This window comes from Limnothrix sp. FACHB-1083 (genome assembly GCF_014696485.1).
GTDB lineage: Bacteria > Cyanobacteriota > Cyanobacteriia > CACIAM-69d > CACIAM-69d > CACIAM-69d.
This window is the reverse complement of sequence record NZ_JACJQD010000010.1, coordinates 29,098-47,402: the sequence shown is the minus strand read 5'-3', so window position 1 is coordinate 47,402 and position 18,305 is coordinate 29,098. Positions and strand designations below refer to the sequence as shown.

Below are 18,305 nucleotides of genomic sequence, written 5' to 3'. Positions count from 1 at the left end.
TGGGTTTCTACAGCCCCGCCTTCCTATAATCTAGGGAGCATGACCAACCTTACCGAGCCAGCCGATCGCTCTATGAGTTCGACCATCCATTCGCTCGATCGAGAAGTTGCCGCAGCCTCGGCATCAGACTTGTTTTTGCGGCATCGTCTCAAGGTGATGGAAGACCTGTGGCGGCAGGTGTTGCAACAGGAGTGCGGTCAGGAATTGGTATCCCTGCTAGATCGACTGTTGGATCTCTGCGCGCCGGACGGCCAAGCCGCTGATTTTTGCGAAGCTGATGTTTTGAAGCTGGTTGAAAACCTAGACCTTAATTCGGCAATTCGGGCTGCGCGTGCCTTTGCCCTTTATTTTCAACTGATTAATATCGTTGAGCAACATTACGAACAACGCGATCAACAACGGCAATACGAAACTGCCAGCAGTCAGCCCATTTTGACGAAGCTTTTTAGCAACCATAGCCCCTTTGACAATCCTGAATCGAAGGGTGGAATTGAAGCAAAGGTGCTGGAGCGGAGCATTCCCAAACCGGATCAGATTCCGGATAATTGCGGTACGTTCTATTGGCTATTTCCCTATTTGCAACAACTGAATGTGCCGCCTCGGCAAATTCAAAAGTTGATTGATCAATTGGATATTCAGTTGGTCTTTACGGCTCACCCAACGGAAATTGTGCGCCACACGATTCGCGATAAACAGCGGCGGTTGGTGAAGATTTTGCGGGAGCTGGATTTGGTGGAAGAAGATTTGCGCGATCGGGGGCTGAGCACCTCGATCGAGGCCCAAACCCTGCGCCAAAAACTCACGGAAGAAATTCGCCTTTGGTGGCGCACCGATGAGTTGCACCAATTCAAACCAACGGTGCTGGATGAGGTGGACTATGCCTTGCACTATTTTGAAGAAGTGCTGTTTGAGGTGATTCCCCAGCTCTATCACCGGTTCGAGCGAGCGTTGAAATCATCATTTCCGGGCCTGACTCCGCCCCGTTTCGATTTTTGTCGGTTTGGATCTTGGGTGGGTTCCGATCGCGATGGCAACCCTTCCGTCACGCCAGAAGTGACCTGGAAAACCGCCTGCTATCAGCGCAACTTGGTGCTGAAAAAATATCTGCAATCGGTGAAAAGTCTCAGCAGTTTGTTGAGCCTTTCTTTGCACTGGAGCGATGTGCTGCCGGAGCTGCTGGAATCCTTGGAGCAGGAGCAGGCTCGACTGCCGGATATTTACGAAAAATATGCGGTGCGTTTCCGCCAAGAACCCTATCGCCTGAAGCTGGCTTACATTGAACAGCGGTTGATTAACACCCTGGCTCGATCGAACCGGCTCTACGAAGGAGATGAATTGCACTCGGATATGTTGGAAAACAATCCGGTCAGCATCTATCGATCGGGCACGGAATTTTTGGCAGAATTGAATCTCATCCGGCGCAGTTTGCAACAAACGGGCTTAGTTTGCTCGGATTTGGAAGATCTGATCTGTCGGGTGGAAATTTTTGGGTTTAGTTTGGCCCATTTGGATATTCGCCAAGAGAGTGGCCGTCACTCAGCCGCGATCGATGAAATTACGGAATATCTGCAACTGTTGCCCAAGCCTTATCGGGAAATGGACGAGGCAGAACGAACGGCCTGGCTGGTGCAGGAATTAAGCACCCGTCGTCCTTTGATTCCGGCGGAGTTGCCCTTTTCCGACAAAACCCGCGAGGCGATCGAAACCCTGCGGGTGGTGCGACAGCTACAGCACGAGTTTGGCCCCGGAGTCTGCCAAACCTACATCATCAGCATGAGCCACAACGCCAGCGATCTGCTGGAGGTGCTGCTGCTGGCCAAGGAAGCAGGCCTCTATGACCCCGCCACCGGGTCAGGAACCCTGCGCGTTGTGCCGCTGTTTGAGACGGTGGAAGACTTGAAATGTGCGCCGTCGGTGATGGAGGGGCTGTTCTCCATGCGGCTTTACCGCGCATTGTTGGCGGGTGGCTACGATCGCCTCGATGCTGTTTTGGAAGCGGCCACCGAAGGGCAAACGGGCGCAGAATTCGCCAAAATGCGACCCCACACCCCCACCAGCAATCAGCAAGAGGTGATGCTCGGTTATTCGGACAGTAACAAGGATTCGGGCTTCCTCAGCAGTAATTGGGAAATTCACAAGGCCCAAAAGGCGCTGCAAGGGGTGGCCGATCGCTTTGGGGTGGCCCTCAAGATTTTCCACGGGCGCGGTGGATCCGTGGGACGCGGCGGCGGCCCGGCCTACGAAGCCATCTTGGCCCAACCGGGCCGCAGCATCCAAGGCCGCATCAAAATCACGGAGCAGGGGGAAGTGCTGGCTTCCAAATATTCCTTGCCCGAGTTGGCGCTCTATAACCTGGAGAAGGTGGCCGCCGCCACGATTCAATCGAGCCTGTTGGGCACAGGGTTTGATGACATTGAGGCTTGGAATGAGATTGTGGAGTCCCTGTCGGCGCGATCGCGGGAACATTACCGATCGCTGATTTACGAACAACCGGATTTCATTGACTTTTTCCATGAGGTCACCCCGATCGAGGAAATCAGTCAATTGCAAATCTCTTCGCGACCGGCCCGCCGGGGTGGCAAGAAGGATCTCAGCAGCCTGCGGGCCATTCCTTGGGTGTTTAGCTGGACCCAAAGCCGCTTCCTGTTGCCCGCCTGGTATGGGGTGGGCACGGCCCTGCAAGACTTTGTGGATCAGGAGCCGGAAGAACACCTGAAGCTGCTGCAATATTTCTACTTCAAGTGGCCGTTCTTCAAGATGGCGATCTCGAAGGTGGAAATGACCCTGGCGAAGGTGGATCTGCAAATTGCCCGCCACTACACCAATGAGTTGACGCAGCCGGCCAACCGAGACCGGTTTGAGGCTCTGTTTGAGCAAATTGCCCATGAGTACATGACGACTCGGGATCTGGTGCTGAAAATTACGGGCCACGATCGCCTGTTGGATGGAGACCCGGCGTTGCAGCGCTCGGTGCAGTTGCGTAACGGCACGATCGTGCCCTTGGGCTTCCTGCAAGCGTCGTTGCTCAAGCGGTTACGCCAACACAAGCAACAGTCAGCCACCGGCATGGCGCGATCGCGCTATAGCCGCAGCGAGCTGTTGCGCGGGGCCCTGCTGACCATTAACGGAATTGCGGCCGGAATGCGGAACACTGGCTGATCGCGGCGGCTCACTGGGGCGCTGATCCCGATGCACCTTGGCTCAATGGGGTCTGAATGGAAGGGCGATCGACCGACGGGGCGATCGCCCTTCTGGTGTCTGAAGGTGGGCTGGAGCCTGGGCTAGGCCACAAGCGATCGAGAAACTAGATACAATCCTTCATAAATCTTGAACACCACCGCGATCGCATCCTATGGCTGCCAACGTTGAAATTTATCTCTGGACAACTTGCCCCTTTTGCATTCGGGCCAAGCGATTGCTCGACCACAAAGGGGTGAAATATACGGAATATGTCCTAGACGGCGATGAGCCAGGGCGGGCCAAGATGGCGGAACGGGCCAATGGTCGGCGATCAGTTCCCCAAATTTTTATCAATAACCACCATGTGGGCGGCTGTGATGATATCCACGCCCTGGAGCAGGAAGGCAAGCTAGATGAGTTGCTGGCTGCTTCTTAGGTTGGCCGACAATCAGATCTAGCTCCACCGGTTATCACTTAGCGCTAGGGGCCTTGGCTTTGGTGTTCAGGGCCCTTTGCAATAGCTCGGGGATTTTGGAGGGGCGATCGGCCACTCTCACCTTGGCGGCCTTGAGCGCGGCGACCTTGGTGGCAACATCGGTTTTGCCCCGTTTGCCCAACTCCGTGCGCGAGGCCACGATCTGGTTGGCATGGCCGATCGAGCGGTTCACGGGGGCAAAGTGTCCGGCAATGTAGGCAATCACGGGTTTATCGATCGTTTCGGCAATGTAACGCGCGGCCCGCAGTTCCCCATCGCCGCTGACTTCGCCCAGCAGCACAATGGCCTCGGTGCGATCGTCCTCATCCAGCATTTGCAGCCACTGTAGCAACGACGATCCCACCACGCGATCGGCCCCAATGCAAGCGGCGATCGATTGGCCAAACCCAGCCCGCGTCAGTTGCAGCGCCACCTCGTAGGCCAGGGTGCTGCATCGGCTGACAATCCCGATCGACCCCGGTTGATAGCATTCGGCCGGGTGCATTCCCAACAACACCTGTCCCGGCACAATAATTCCCGGGCAATTGGGGCCGAGCACCAACGTATCGGTGGCCTCTGCCCGCCGCACCAGGCGCACCATATCCAACGGCGGCACACCAGCCGACACCATCACCACCTGGCGAATGCCAGCCGCGATCGCCTCCAAGGCCGCATCCACCGCCGCATAGGCTGGCGAAAAAACAATCACCACATCGATCGGCCCCACCGTGGCGATCGCCTCTTCTACCAAATCAAAAACGGGAATTTCATTGATCGATCGGCCCCCTTCGCCGGGGCTGACACCCGCCAGCACCTGTGTGCCGTAGTCCCGCATCAGCGGCACATGGTCGATCGCCAGCGGTTCGGCAATCCCACAAATCAAAACCTTGGTGTTGGGTGTCAGTCTCATCCACAAAGCTCCCTGACGCTCCTGCCGATTCGTTGATTCAATCCCACAAGACTGGCACAAAAATAGCGAGATGCTAAAACCAGATGCTAACCGGGAGCGGCCTTGGCGGCTCCCCGGCGACTGGTTCCATTATTGGCTGATTCCTCCAAATCATCGGTTAAATCTGCCTCTAAGTCTTCTGAATCGTCCTCGGCTTCCAAGAGTCGTTGCTTACGATCGGCGCGATCGATCTCGGGCAATCGCAACAACACCCCGACTGCGTACCAGTAATAAACCGCCACTGGATCCACATCCAACGGGTAGTAATAGGTTTGATAACTGATAAACAGCACAAACACCCAATAGCTGGCTCCGATGCCGCGCAGATTTTTTTCCTTGACCGATCGATAGGCCTTAAACGTGGTGATGGTAATCACCGTGACGAAGGCCAAAAACGCCGCAATGCCCGGAAAACCCACCTCCCACATCACCTTGGGAAACCAGGTTTCAATCAAGGTTGTGCGACCAAAAACCCGCGCTGAGTTGGTGGCTCGGCCTAAGCCCGCCCCAAAGGGATTATTTTGGGCTTTTTTAAGCACAAATCCAAACTGTTCCCCAATGAATTCATCGGCCGGAGAAGCAGCCCAACGGCTGGTGAAACTATCGATCCGCTCTTGCAACACATCAGGGAATAAAACCGCTGCACCACCCAACAGCAACACCAAACCGAGGGCGATCGGCAAAAAGCGTTTTAAGTTGGTGACTTGCCCCGTCAAAACCAACAGAATGACGGTCACCACTGGCACGAGCGCCAAGGCAATTCGCTGGCCTGAAATCACCGCATTCATGAAGATGCCACCCATGGCTCCCAAGCCAATCAGCCGCCACAGGGGAGATGGGTCATTAAAAGCCGTCGTATAGGTAAAAAAGGCATTGGAAATTAGAAACCAAGCCCACTGCCAAGGAGCCACAAAGGTTCCCGGTAGTCGCACCATATTTTGCGATGGACTCCAAACCAAAGAGCCGCCCACAAAGCAACGAGCATCGATCGAGGCCTTGAACAATCCCGATCCTTCCAAGTGGTCAGTGCCCGCACAGCGCCCCGTCAGCAGAAAGTAATATTGCACATAGGCCAATGCACAGCAAACAATGGCTAAAACCGACGTGATTCGTGTAGCAAACAGCAGTTCTTTTTTACTGCGAATGAGGTGATAGGTGCAGAAAATGATGGGAATGTAGCCCATGAAAACCTTGAAGCCTAAAATTCCCAATGCAAGCGGCGATTTGTCATCAGGAAAGGGCTTTTTAAGCTGCTGCATTCCATTCACGGATAGCAGCGTAATCACGGAGCAAGTTAACAAAATCAAGAGTGTGGGTTTCAGGGCGTTGGAGGCCCAGAAAGGAATTCGCATCTGCCGACACGATCGCCAAATGCCAATCAAAGCAGGCAAATAAATGCCGTCTTTGGCCAATTGCAACACCACGCTGCCACCCAAGGCATAGGTGACCGTGCCGCTGAGGGGCAAATACATTAAAAAGCCCCAAAAAGCCTGACGCGGATATTTCAAAGACAGGGACAAAACCGGAATGGCCGCACCGGCCACTACGCCCATTTTGGGATCAACGGCAACGGCAGCGATCGCCCCTAAAATCACACCCACAATGAGGGACGGTGTGAGGGACTGAATAAAGGCTTGGCGAGCTTTGGCTTGTTCCCGTTGGCGCTTTTTTAGCTCCTTGGGATCAACTTTGACCTTGGCATTTTTTCGCTTCTGATTGCGTTTTTTCTTGGTTTTGGTGTTGCGTTTTTTGGCTTTTGTGGGGCGGGCTTTGGCTTTGCGAGCGACGGCCATAGACGGGGGTGGGGAGAGTGAGGGGCGGCAGCGTGGGTTGCGGACAGGGCGGCGAACGGGCCCGATCGAGCAGGAATCAACTAGGAAACGTTTGCCATTGTATTTCGCGAATTCCGGGATGGTTTCGGGGCAGTCCCGATCGCCCGCTGCCGGTTTGAGATATTTGGGCCTCTTGGGTTGCTCAGTTGTTCAATGGCCTGGTTCACTGGATTTGTTCGCATTAATTTCGCATTGATATCGATCGCCCAGTCGATCGCCAAGTCAGTCGCCCAGTTGATTCACTTGCTCGATCGACGGTTCCAGTTCTTTGCAATTTCCTCCCGATCGCCATGTCTTCCCCTTCTCTGCCGCAGCCGGCCGTTTCTGAGTTGCCCTCGGTGCGTTTTTTGCAGCAGCCCACCTCCCAAGCTTGGGTGAACCAGGCGATCGCCCATTTGGATGAGGTGCTGATTGATCATGCCAACTGCGAGCGAAAGGCGGCCGGGGTGGCCTTGCAACTGATGGGCCAATACCCCACAAAAACGCTGCTGGTGCGCAAGCTCACCGCGATCGCCCAAGAGGAGCTGGAGCATTTTGAGCAGGTAAACCAATGGCTCGATCGCCTGGGAATTGCCCCTCGGGCCTTGGCAGCTCCGCCCTATGGGGCCACCCTGCGATCGCAAATTCGCCGCCAGGAACCCGGTCGCCTGCTGGATTCCCTGCTGGTGGCGGGCCTAATCGAAGCCCGCAGCCATGAACGACTGGGCCTGTTGGCGCAACATTGCCCCAATCCGAAGTTGGCGGCCTTCTATCGCAGCTTAATGGCTTCCGAAGCACGACATTACGGGATTTATTGGGTTTTGGCGGATACCTACTACGATCGCCCGGTGGTGATGGAACGGCTGGCGGAGTTGGCGGCGATCGAAAGCGATGTTTTGGCGACGCTGCATCCCCAAGCACGGGTTCACAGTTAGGGCGAGTTTTTAGATCCCTGCGATCAACTTGCGATCAATCTGCAATCGGCCACAAATCCTTGAAACCCTGATTCTGAGATCGCAAAATCCTGGGGAACCAGGGGACTGAGTACCTTATCTGCAATGGCTTGAACTGGAAAATCAGCTATGTTAAGGGGCCAGAGAAGAGCCGGAATCGTCACCATGAGCCAAATAACCAATTCCCTGGATCCCCAGTCGATCGACTGTAAAACCGCCTGTGTCAATGGTTGTGTTTTGGGTGACCAATGCCCAAATCAGGAATTTGCCAAGGCTGCGACCCAATTTATTTGGGATACGCCGCTGGATAAGTTAAACGAAATTGCTGCCGCCCGATTCACCAAGCCCTTTGAATCGCAACTGCAACCGATCGACCTGAATCAAATCGACCTAGAGCAACTGGATTCGGAATCCTAGGGGCGATCGCCCAGCCGTTGTCTAGCGATTGTCTGGTGATTGCCTGGTGATTGCCTGGCGATTGCTCGGTGATGGGTGAACCCGGGGAACCGGCCCGTTTGAGCGGGCCGCCCAATGTCAGAATATCCATGGTCAGGAATTTGACGATTTGGAAATTTGATCGATCGCGAAACTCCGAAAACTGGTGCGGGAGGTTTGCTGAGCAGGCTTGTTGAGCAAGCGGCCCCAAATCGCGATCGGGTGTTTCCTCCGTCAGTGGCTCCCGTGGGTGGCCGCCCTGACCCAGGACGAATTGTTTAGAGAAAGTTGGGAAAAGTCGTGGGTTTCAAAGTCGGTCTGTTGGGTCTCGGAACCGTTGGAGCGGGTGTGGCGCAGATTTTGCTGGACGCGACCGGCCGCAGCCCGCTCCTGCAATCGTTGGAACTCTATCGGGTGGGGGCCCGATCGCTTGATAAGCCCCGGCCGGTGGAAATTCCCCGCGAACAGCTCACAACCGATTTGCAATCGATCGTCACCGATCCCGATGTGGATATTGTGGTGGAGGTGATTGGCGGACTGGAACCGGCGCGATCGCTGATGTTGGAAGCCATCCGCCACGGAAAACATGTGGTGACCGCCAACAAAGCCGCGATCGCCCGCTTTGGCCCAGAGCTATTTGATGCGGCCAAGCAAGCGGGGGTTTATTTGATGCTGGAAGCGGCCGTGGGCGGTGGCATCCCCATCATTCAACCCCTGAAGCAATCCCTGGGGGGCGATCGCCTCAATGGAATCACCGGCATCATCAACGGCACGACTAACTACATCCTGTCGCGGATGACCGCCGAAGGAGCCGACTTTGGCGATGTGCTCGCCGATGCCCAACGGTTGGGCTATGCGGAAGCCGACCCCACCGCCGACGTGGACGGCCTGGACGCGGCCGACAAAATCGCAATCCTGGCCTCCCTAGCCTTCGGAGGTCGCATCAAGCGGGAAGCGGTGCATACGGAAGGTATTCGCAACATCACCGCCACGGATATTACCTACGCGGACAAGTTGGGCTTTGCGATCAAACTGCTGGCGATCGCCCGTCGCCAGGGGCCTGCCGTATCGCTGCGGGTGCATCCTACCCTTGTGCCCCACAGCCACCCCCTGGCCCGTGTGGACGGCGCATTCAATGCAATTTTTGTGGAAGGCCAGCCGATCGGGCAGGTGATGTTCTTTGGCCCCGGGGCCGGGTCTGGCCCCACCGCCAGCGCCGTGGTTTCCGATGTGTTGAATGTGGCGGCGGCCATGCAAGCCATGGGCGAGCGGGCCACACCGGTCATTAATCCCATGTTGGCTTGTAGCCACAGCGATTTTTGCCCCATCGCCTCACTGGATGATCTGGAAACCCGGTTCTATGTTCGCTTCCTGACGAGCGATCGCCCCGGCACGATCGGCCATATCGGCAGTTGCTTCGGGAACCGTCTGGTCAGCTTGGAATCGCTGGTGCAAACGGAGGTGAATGGCGACGAAGCCCAAGTGGTGGTAGTTACCCATGCGGTGCGAGAAGGGGACTTCCGCGCCGCCCTGGCCGACATCCACGCCAGCGATGCCATTCGATCGGTCGCCAGCGTCCTGCGCGTGATTTAGCCATCGCCGCTGGAATTCGCTCTGGAATTGACTGGAGATGCACTGGGAATTCACTGGGAATTCACTGGAGACTTAAGCAATCGGGGAAGGCGATCAGGACGACGATCGCCCCACCAATTCTCGGGCCTGCAAAATCCAGCGCGTTACTTCACCCAAACCAGGACAGAGATTGCGCCGCTGCAACTCTCGCACATGCAACCGCAACACCTGCTGATGGAGTTTGTGGGCCGGTTGCTGTGCTAGTTGAACGGTACTAATGATGCCTGAATGCAACAGTAAACCACAGTAATCTAGACCCACGCTGGGAACCCGGGCCAAATCCGCCAGGGCAACCCATTTACGCACATGGTGTTCGTGGAGCTGCAATTGGGCGGCGATCGCCCGTTGTTGATCGCGACTCGCGGCCGATCGCAGGAGCGATCGGGTATCAACCAGTCCCAATTCCTGAAGTTGCAACAAGTCCTTCGCACTCAGCCCCGGCAATTGAGCCAAGGGCCACCATTGGGCGATCGCCCGCTGAGCCATTTTAATTACGCTCCCTTATGCTGCAAAGAGTGATAATGATTCACGGGTGATGCATGGATAAATCGTCCGGTTTTGGGTGCTTCTTCCGTCTTGTTGAGAGTCCGAGGGATAACCACCGCCTTCATGCTCTCTCGATCGCAGCCAACCCCGTCACTGCTCTACCCAATGCTGCAATTTGAAGATTCGATTGCGCATTTCCGAGGCACGATCCCGATGCACATTTTCGAGCTGCAATCTCCAAGCCTCAAACAGCTTTGGCATCCTCATACTTGGGGATCGTGGATGAATAGACTTAGACTATCAGCAAATGCATCACTCCCGGATTTGCGTCAATAGGCTGAACTCAGGTCGATCGGGTCAAATCATCCGGGTTCCCGAAAATTCATTCACAAAAACGAAACAAATGCTAGCCAACCCTTGGGCAGCAGCGCCTTGAGTTAGCCCTGCTGGGTTTTTCGTTTTTGCCAGCTCAGTTGCTAACGTCTACGTCCTGCCTTGGTTTTGGGTATGGGTTTTGGAGATTGGTGATCTTTTGGAGCAATCCTGGGGCGCAATTTCACGAATTGAGGTTGCATTTTGTCTTCAATTTCACAATCCTGCCCCAAAACCCTGCCCCGATCGACTGTTTCTAGATCATTAATCAGCATTCACGGATTTTGTAATCCGATGGTTGATTAGTTTCGGGGAAAATGATCAATTTCTATGGATGCAATAATCAGTGACTATCGCTAGTGACCATGATGAATGGTAATCATTAATCGCAAATATCGATCGTGCATGGTAATCGTGGATATTTTTACGGATGATTATGATTGAGTCATGAATCAATGGTGATGAATTGCTGTCAGTTTCTGCCAATTGCCGCCAGCAAATTTATGGATTTCTTTTTGCAACTAAGGTACAAACCATGACATGAAGCAAGGTCGTAAAATATTGTGTTTTGCTTGTGTTTTTGCTGAATTTTCATCATGTTTCGCTCATATTTCGCCATTGCAAGCTGATCAACTTGAAATTGATCAATTGAGGTTGACCAATTGGCTCTAGTTGCTCTTCAGATTCACCCACTGAGGTTGACCAATTGGCTCTAGTTCATCGCTAGTTCATCGCTAGTTGCTTCCTAGTTGCTCCTTCTCCCCATCCTGCGCCTGCCATGACTGCTTCGATTGTTCTGGAACCAGAAGTGTTCAATGCTCTTCAGCAAGAGCTAGAAACCCTGCGCCTGAAGGTTCGTCAGCAGCAAACTCAGTTTGATCGTTTAACGCAAAACCTACCGGGCGTGGTCTACCAATTCCAAGTAGACGCGGCGGGCGAAATGACGTTTCCCTACGCCTCGATCGGCTGTCGTGAGCTATTCGAGGTGGAACCGGAGGGGATGATCCAGGCGATTGAGATGTTGTCGCTGGCCGATCGGGAAACCCTGATGCAGGCTACGGAGCGATCGCGGCAAAACCTGTCGGATTTTCACTGGGAAGGGCCGTTCATGTTGCCCTCGGGGAAAGAGCGTTGGTTGCGCTTGGTGTCCCGGCCGGAGCGCTTGGCCGATGGGAGAACGCTTTGGGATGGCTTGGTGATTGATGTGACGCAACAGCGACAGGCGGAGGAGGAGCTGCGGCGCACTCAACGGTTCCTGTCGGCGGTGTTGGATGCTTTGCCGATGCCGGTGGTGGTGAAGGAGGCGGCGGAGTTACGAGTCAGCACCTTGAACCCGGCCGCCGAGCGGTTGTTTGGGGTGGCGGCGGCGGATTTATTGGGCCGGCCCATGGATGAGCTGTTTATGTCGGAAGAGGCGGCGGAGTTGCGATCGGGCGATCGGGCGGCCTTGGCACAACGACAAATTTTGGATCAGCCACCCACAACCATGCTGATTGGTGGTGAGCAGCGTTGGTTACAAAGCCGCCGCATTGCCATTTGGAATGGCGATCGCCCGCAATACCTGATGGCGATTTATGAGGATGTGACGGAGCGCTACCAGTCTGAGCAGGAGTTGTTGCGGCAACAGGCGTTGCTGAAGTCGCTGATTGCGGCGGCCCCGATCGGGATTGCGATTACCGATCGCCACTACCGCATTCTGGAAGCCAATCATCGCTTGTCCGAGTTGAATGGCCTCACGGTGGCAGACCACCTCGGACAAACGATGCAGGCCACCGCGCCCAACTTGGCCCCTCAGTTAGAGCGTCTTTATGAAGAGGTGTGGCAAACGGGCCAAGCCATTTCCAACCTGGAGGTGACCGGGGCCCAACTGCATCACCCCGACCCCGATCGGGTTTGGAACCTGTCCTATTTTCCCATTTGGGATCGAGAAGGAACCATTAGCGCGATCGGGACGATCGTGGTTGAAATCACGGAGCAGCGGCGGATCGAAACGGCCTTGCGCCAGGCCAACCAACGGTTCCAACAAATTGCCGATAACCTACCGGGCATTGTCTTCCAGTACCGCCGCAGAACCGGCGACCCCCTAGGGGAATTTATCTACATCAGTTCCCGGGTGCGCGAAATCTTCCATGTGGAACCAGATGCGATTCTGGCAGATTCGGCTGCCATGTGGAGTTGTGTGCATCCCGATGATGTGGCCATCTTCGCAGAATCCATGGAGCGAGCCGTGAACCATGGACTGGAATGGCGACATAAATATCGAATTCTGTTGCCCTCGGGTGAATTGCGCTGGATTCAAGGCATTTCACGCATGGTGATGGATGAAGAAGGCACGCTACATGCCGATGGGTTGCTGCTGGACATTACCGATCGACAGTTGGCGCTGCAAAACCTAGAGCAAATGCGCGATCGGTTCCAGCGACTGGCGGACAGCATACCCGGCGTGATTTATCAGTACGAAACGTCTGGCAACGATCCCTTGGGGCGCTTCCTGTATCTCAGTCCCGGCTGCCAGGAGGTCTATGGCATTGACCCCATCCGCGGTCAAAACGACCCCCTCAGTCTCTGGACGCTGACCCACCCCGATGACTTGCTCAATGTTCAAACATCCATTCGGGTTGCCATTGAAACCCGCACCAATTGGCAGCATGAATATCGGATCATTACCCCCCAAGGGGAAGTGAAGTGGCTCCAATCTGCTGCTCGGGGACGGTTCCTAAGCGATGGGCGATCGATCTGGGATGGATTGGTTTTGGATGTGACCGATCGCAAGGCCGCTGAAGTGGCCCTGCAACAGGAGCGATCGCTCATGCAGTTGGTGTTGGATAACGTTTCCGACGGGGTGATGGCCTGTGACATGGCTGGGCGAATCACCCTCGCCAACCACACGGCCCGGCAGTGGTACAACTGCAACCTGCAAGGCCTTGTGCCCGAAGAATGGATGAGCCTCTACACCGTCCTGGAACCGGATAGCGTCACCCCGATCGCCCCGGCCCAGATGCCCTTGAGCCGGGCGATCCTAGGGGAATCGGTGCATGATTTTGAGATGGTGGTTCACGTGCCCAACGAAGACCCCCATCGAATTGTTTGCCATGCGGAACCTCTGCGGGAAAGCGACGGCTACCAAATTGGGGCCATGGTTGTGATGTATGACGTGACGGAATATTACGAAGCCCAAGAGCGGCTCCGTCGCCTCACCGAGAGCCTGCAAGAGGCCCAGCGCGTGGCCCATTTGGGTTCCTGGGAATATCACGTGGCGACCGGTCAAGTCAGTTGGTCAGAGGAAATTTTCCGGCTGTTTAACTACCCGATCGAGGAAGGGGTGCCGGAGTTTGATCAGTCGATTTCCCTCTACAGCCCCTCCTCCCAGCAACGCTTGCGGATGGCATTTGAAGAATGCCTCAACGACGGTCAACCCTACGATTTGGAACTCGAAGGTATAGAACAAATCAACGGGTTACCGCGCTACTTCCGAATCAAGGGACTGCCGGAGCGAGATGCCAACGGCCAAATCGCGCGGGTCTACGGCATTTTGATGGATATCAGCGATCTCAAACAGGCGGAGGCCATCCGTCGCCGGAGCGAAGTGCGGTTCCGCACCCTGATTGAGGCCACCTCGCAAATTGTTTGGGTCACCAGTCGCCTGGGAGAGTTTGCCGCCGATCAGCCCAAGTGGCGGGCCTTTACGGGCCAATCGCGCCAGGATTTGTTGGGCTGGGGTTGGCTCAATGCCATTCACCCAGCCGATCGCGCCGCCACGGAGACCGCCTGGTCTCGTTCCATCATCAACAAACAACCCTTCACCCTGGAGCATCGGTTGCGACGCTATGACGGGCAATATCGCTACATGAGCGTGCGGGCTGTGCCGATTTTGGATGATGTGGCCAGTGTCTATGAATGGGTGGGGGTTCACACGGATATTACCGATCGGAAGTTGGCAGAACTGGAACTGTTCGATCGCGAAGCCTTCCTGCGCACCATCTTTGACGGGGTGGAATATCCCATTTTTGTTTTGGCCGTCCTGCCCGATCGCCGGTTGGAATATATCGGTTGGAATGCGGCCAGCGCCCGCTTAACCGGACTGCACGAGTCTCGGGTTTATCACCACACCCCCACTGAAGTGTTTGGCGAAGAATACGGAACCATTTTGGAAGCCCATTACTGGAGTTGCGTAGACCAACGCCAAACCATTGTTCAGGATGAATATGTCACCACCCAGAAGGGGCATCTGTGGTTGCTGACCACCCTGAACCCGCTGTTTGACAAGAAGGGACGTGTTTATCGAATTGTGGCCACCTCGATCGACATCACCAAGCGTCGCCAAGCCGAAGATGCCCTCCAACAAAAGGCCGCCGACCTAGAAGCGGCGCTGCTGGATTTGCAACATACGCAAAATCAACTGATCCAAAGCGAAAAAATGTCCAGCTTGGGGCAGTTGGTGGCAGGTGTTGCCCATGAAATCAACAACCCGGTGAACTTCATCCATGGCAACCTCAGCCATGCTCATCGCTACGCGGAAGACCTGCTGGAAATTGTGCAAGCCTATCAAGAACGAATTCCCAACCCAGACCCAGACCTCAACGACCTGATTGAGGAAGTGGATTTGGAATTTGTGGCGGAAGATTTGCCCAAGCTCCTGCAATCCATGCGGGTGGGCACCGATCGAATTCGCGAAATTGTCTCCTCCCTGCGGAACTTCTCCCGACTGGACGAGGCGGATGTGAAGGAGGTGGATTTGCACGAGGGAATTGATAGCACCCTGCTGATTTTGCAAAATCGCCTGAAACCCAAGCCGGAGCATCCAGGCATTCAGGTAGTGAAGCAGTACGGTGTTTTGCCGAGGGTGGAATGCTATGCCGGACAGCTCAATCAGGTGTTTATGAATATTTTGGTGAATGCGATCGATGCCCTTGAAGAGCGCGATCGCCTCCGCGACACCGAAGCCATCAAAGACCATCCGAGCCAAATCACAATCACGACCCGGGCGATCGACTCTCGTTGGGTGCAAGTTCAACTGTCAGACAACGGGCCAGGCATCGCCCCAGACATCCAGCAACGACTCTTCGATCCTTTCTTTACCACCAAGCCCGTGGGCAAGGGCACAGGGCTAGGCATGTCCATCAGCTATCAAATCGTGACGGAGCGCCACGGGGGCCGCTTAATTTGCGAATCTGCACCCGGACAGGGAGCCACGTTCATCATTGAAATTCCGCACCACCAAACGGGCCCAGCGGCCCATCCGGAAACCTAGGGCTTGGCCTCTGGATTCCTTGGAGACCATCCCTTGGGCCAAGGCTTTCCGTGGGGAACAATCCCGCCGAGGTGGCCACAATCCGAGGGAGCGATCGGCCCCGGATTGGCAAAATCTCATCTTTTTTAAAAAATTCTCTTAAAGATTCGTAAACTAGTTAGACACCATCCGGGCCCGACTGGCCGGATGCGATCGGTGTCTCGAAACTTTGAGGAGTGTCATGAAGTCACTGCCCCAACAGCCGCTCTCGTTGATTGAGCGCGCTTGCCTGATAGGTCACATTATTGCCATGGCGTTTGGCCTGGCTGGGTTGCTGTACGTCTTGCCTCGTCCTGACCTGATCGCCAGCTTGCCGCCCATTGGAATCCAGTTTTTTCAATGGAGTATGGGTCAGGGGGGTGTTGGCTACATCATCCTGGGTGCAGCGGCCGTGGCCCTGTACCTGGCCCGCGTTTTGGGTTGGCAACGGATGTTGCTGTTTTTCTTGCCCTCGGTGGGCTTGTCCTTGGGTAGCGAACTGCTCGGAACCAGCACTGGCTTCCCCTTTGGCCACTATCACTACCTATCGGGGTTGGGATACAAGGTTGCGGGTTTAGTGCCGTTCACGATTCCGCTGTCTTGGTTTTATATGGGTGCGGTTTGCTACCTGCTGGTGATGGTGGGGCTGGAGCGTTTGAATTTGCCGGGGCTGCTGCGCCAGGCGGGAGCCGTGGTGGGTGGCGCGGTGTTGCTGATGGCTTGGGATCTGGTGTTGGATCCGGCCATGAGCCAAACGTCGCTGCCCTTCTGGGAATTTGAGGAAATTGGCGAGTTCTTTGGCATGCCCTATCGCAACCTGTCGGGTTGGGTGGCGACGGGGATGGTGTTTATGTCGGTGGCGGCGCTGTTGTGGCGTGGTCAACGGTTGAATTTGACCCGATCGCAACTGACGGTTCCGGTGATTGTCTATCTGGTGAATTTTGCCTTTGGGGCAGCGATTACGGTGTTTTCGCTGGATCCGGGCTTCCTGGTGCCCACGATGATGAGTGTGGCGATCGGGGTGTTGCCGGCGGTGCTGTTGTGGGCGATCGCGCCGACGGAGGCTCCCAAGGCGGAATCGGCGGAGACTGAGCCTCTGAATGCTCCCCCGCTGGAAGTGGTTGCTAAGTAGTGGTTACTCAGTAACGAACGGGAGCTTGGCCACTTTTGGCCGATCGCCCGATCGCAACATAACCCCAATCTTCTCCCCCCAATCCCCTCTGAGCGGGTGCGGGGGGTTGTTATTCGATGAAGCATTCAGCCAAGCAGGCAAGCTCCAATTGGCCACAAGCCCCCTGTAAAATTCACGTTGAGAGCCTCGCGGGTGTTCACAACCCCCTTGGGCTGATGCATTGTGCCCTGCATTGCGCTTTAGTATTGCGCCTTATTTCGATCGCCCTTTGCGATCAATCCCACTGGAGAACAGCAGCATGGTGACCGGAGCGGAAACTGAGACCGGAGCGGTAGTTTGGGGGGCGATCGCCCTTGGGTTGTTATTGGTGCAGCTTCCGGCCGTTGCCATTTTGTTGGCTCGGTTAATGCAAGGCCCCGGTCGCCAACAGCCTCTGCAACCCAGGGACACCACCCACGACCAGCTCGGTTCCGTCAGCATCCTGGTGCCCACCCTGAACGAGGCGGCTAGGCTGGGGCCCTGCCTAACGGGCTTGGGGCTTCAGGGCTACGAAGTGCGGGAAATTTTGGTGATTGACAGCGACTCCACCGATGGCACGCCGGAACTGGTGAAGGCCGCCGGTCGCCAAGATCCCCGCCTGCGATTGTTGCCGGATGATCCCTTGCCGGGAGATTGGGTGGGGCGGCCCTGGGCGTTGCACACAGGATTTCGCCACAGCAACGAACAAAGCCGTTGGATTTTGGGGATTGATGCGGATACTCGGCCCAAGGCGGGCTTGGTGTCGGCGGCGATCGCGGCGGCCGAAGCGGGGGGCTATGATCTGGTTTCTTTTTCGCCGCGCTTTTTGCTGCAAACGCCCGGTGAGCTGATTTTGCAACCGGCCCTGTTGATGACGCTGGTGTATCGGTTTGGGCCGGCGGGCAGCTCGATCGGGGGGCCCACTCGCACCATGGCCAATGGTCAATGCTTTTTGGTGCGGCGCGATCGGCTCGTGGACTTGGGCGGCTACAGCAGCGCTCGGGGGTCTTTTTGTGATGATGTGACCCTGGCGCGGGCGGCGGCGGCCCAGGGCATGAAGGTGGGCTTTTTGGATGGGGGCAAGCTGATCGAGGTGCGCATGTATGAAGGGGCCGCCGAAACCTGGAAAGAGTGGGGCCGATCGCTCGATCTTAAGGATGCCAGCCCCCGGGCCCAAACCCTGGGGGATTGTCTCTTTTTGTTAGCAGTGCAGGGCTTGCCCTTACCCTTGGTATTGTTATTATTCGAGCCGGCCTGTGCCAGTGCTTCCTGGTTGGTAACCGCCGCCTGGGGCCTGAATCTGGCACTGTTGCTCATCCGATTTGCCTTAAATTGGGCGATCGCACCGTCCTATAACCTCAGCGGCGCAAAGCTTCCCTGGCTTTTCTTTCTGTCGCCCTTGGCGGATCCCTTGGCCGCCCTGAGAATTGGGCTATCATCGGTGCAAACGCCGACGCAGTGGCGCGGGCGTAGCTATTCCCCAGCCGTGCCAACCAACGCGGGCTAGTTCAGCGGCATCACATCTTCCAGGGGTTTTGCCCCCCTTTTGATTGCCCTGAATCCTAGCCCGGCCGCTGCTTCCGTCCTGTCGTC

General features: G+C 55.8%; 11 protein-coding genes. 8 read left to right on the top strand and 3 right to left on the bottom strand.

Annotated elements, in window-relative coordinates; translation table 11 throughout:
* Positions 1–72 precede the first annotated feature (72 nt).
* Together ppc and grxC are read left to right on the top strand one after the other, a co-directional pair.
* Positions 73–3,159: a phosphoenolpyruvate carboxylase gene (gene ppc / locus H6F46_RS13495; protein WP_190355448.1), complete on the top strand. Its 3,087-nt coding sequence runs from the start codon at positions 73–75 to the stop codon at positions 3,157–3,159.
* A 193-nt stretch (positions 3,160–3,352) separates the two neighbouring features.
* A complete protein-coding gene (gene grxC, locus H6F46_RS13490; protein ID WP_099532050.1) occupies positions 3,353–3,616 on the top strand; it encodes a glutaredoxin 3 in 264 nt (87 codons plus the stop codon).
* A gap of 34 nt (positions 3,617–3,650) precedes the next feature.
* On the opposite strand, the gene H6F46_RS13485 is transcribed toward grxC, so the two are convergent.
* Both H6F46_RS13485 and hpsL read right to left on the bottom strand, forming a co-directional pair.
* Positions 3,651–4,565 carry a CoA-binding protein gene (locus H6F46_RS13485; RefSeq protein WP_099532049.1) on the bottom strand — a complete coding sequence of 305 codons (915 nt, stop codon included), beginning with the start codon at positions 4,563–4,565 and terminating at the stop codon, positions 3,651–3,653.
* An 86-nt stretch (positions 4,566–4,651) separates the two neighbouring features.
* Positions 4,652–6,397 carry a hormogonium polysaccharide biosynthesis protein HpsL gene (hpsL, locus tag H6F46_RS13480; RefSeq protein ID WP_190355404.1) on the bottom strand — a complete coding sequence of 582 codons (1,746 nt, stop codon included), beginning with the start codon at positions 6,395–6,397 and terminating at the stop codon, positions 4,652–4,654.
* 329 nt (positions 6,398–6,726) lie between these two features.
* Between hpsL and H6F46_RS13475 the strand changes: the two genes are divergently transcribed.
* From H6F46_RS13475 to H6F46_RS13465, 3 genes are all read left to right on the top strand, one after another.
* Positions 6,727–7,350, top strand: a complete 624-nt coding sequence (locus H6F46_RS13475) for a tRNA-(ms[2]io[6]A)-hydroxylase (protein WP_190355405.1) — start codon at positions 6,727–6,729, stop codon at positions 7,348–7,350.
* Positions 7,351–7,533: 183 nt separating this feature from the next.
* Positions 7,534–7,785 carry a hypothetical protein gene (locus H6F46_RS13470; RefSeq protein ID WP_190355451.1) on the top strand — a complete coding sequence of 84 codons (252 nt, stop codon included), beginning with the start codon at positions 7,534–7,536 and terminating at the stop codon, positions 7,783–7,785.
* A 318-nt stretch (positions 7,786–8,103) separates the two neighbouring features.
* A complete protein-coding gene (locus H6F46_RS13465; RefSeq protein WP_099534240.1) occupies positions 8,104–9,396 on the top strand; it encodes a homoserine dehydrogenase in 1,293 nt (430 codons plus the stop codon).
* A 93-nt stretch (positions 9,397–9,489) separates the two neighbouring features.
* Here H6F46_RS13465 and H6F46_RS13460 read toward each other — a convergent pair whose 3' ends face one another.
* The gene (locus H6F46_RS13460) at positions 9,490–9,921 is read right to left on the bottom strand and encodes a DUF4332 domain-containing protein (protein WP_099534239.1); all 432 of its coding nucleotides are present in this window, start codon (positions 9,919–9,921) and stop codon (positions 9,490–9,492) included.
* 1,150 nt (positions 9,922–11,071) lie between these two features.
* Between H6F46_RS13460 and H6F46_RS13455 the strand changes: the two genes are divergently transcribed.
* From H6F46_RS13455 to cruG, 3 genes are all read left to right on the top strand, one after another.
* Positions 11,072–15,544 carry a PAS domain-containing protein gene (locus tag H6F46_RS13455; RefSeq protein WP_190355406.1) on the top strand — a complete coding sequence of 1,491 codons (4,473 nt, stop codon included), beginning with the start codon at positions 11,072–11,074 and terminating at the stop codon, positions 15,542–15,544.
* A gap of 220 nt (positions 15,545–15,764) precedes the next feature.
* Entirely contained in the window at positions 15,765–16,694 is a 930-nt protein-coding gene (gene cruF / locus H6F46_RS13450) for a gamma-carotene 1'-hydroxylase CruF (protein WP_199291564.1), read from the top strand.
* Positions 16,695–16,992: 298 nt separating this feature from the next.
* Entirely contained in the window at positions 16,993–18,219 is a 1,227-nt protein-coding gene (cruG, locus tag H6F46_RS13445; RefSeq protein WP_190355407.1) for a 2'-O-glycosyltransferase CruG, read from the top strand.
* Positions 18,220–18,305: the final 86 nt, after the last annotated feature.

What these genes read in the sequence shown, in the direction of transcription:
- ppc (WP_190355448.1), top strand. Translation starts at nt 73, where the DNA reads ATGAGTTCGACCATCCATTCGCTCGATCGAGAAGTTGCCGCAGCCTCG.
- grxC (WP_099532050.1), top strand. Translation starts at nt 3,353, where the DNA reads ATGGCTGCCAACGTTGAAATTTATCTCTGGACAACTTGCCCCTTTTGC.
- H6F46_RS13485 (WP_099532049.1), bottom strand. Translation starts at nt 4,565, where the DNA reads ATGAGACTGACACCCAACACCAAGGTTTTGATTTGTGGGATTGCCGAA.
- hpsL (WP_190355404.1), bottom strand. Translation starts at nt 6,397, where the DNA reads ATGGCCGTCGCTCGCAAAGCCAAAGCCCGCCCCACAAAAGCCAAAAAA.
- H6F46_RS13475 (WP_190355405.1), top strand. Translation starts at nt 6,727, where the DNA reads ATGTCTTCCCCTTCTCTGCCGCAGCCGGCCGTTTCTGAGTTGCCCTCG.
- H6F46_RS13470 (WP_190355451.1), top strand. Translation starts at nt 7,534, where the DNA reads ATGAGCCAAATAACCAATTCCCTGGATCCCCAGTCGATCGACTGTAAA.
- H6F46_RS13460 (WP_099534239.1), bottom strand. Translation starts at nt 9,921, where the DNA reads ATGGCTCAGCGGGCGATCGCCCAATGGTGGCCCTTGGCTCAATTGCCG.
- H6F46_RS13455 (WP_190355406.1), top strand. Translation starts at nt 11,072, where the DNA reads ATGACTGCTTCGATTGTTCTGGAACCAGAAGTGTTCAATGCTCTTCAG.
- cruF (WP_199291564.1), top strand. Translation starts at nt 15,765, where the DNA reads ATGAAGTCACTGCCCCAACAGCCGCTCTCGTTGATTGAGCGCGCTTGC.
- cruG (WP_190355407.1), top strand. Translation starts at nt 16,993, where the DNA reads ATGGTGACCGGAGCGGAAACTGAGACCGGAGCGGTAGTTTGGGGGGCG.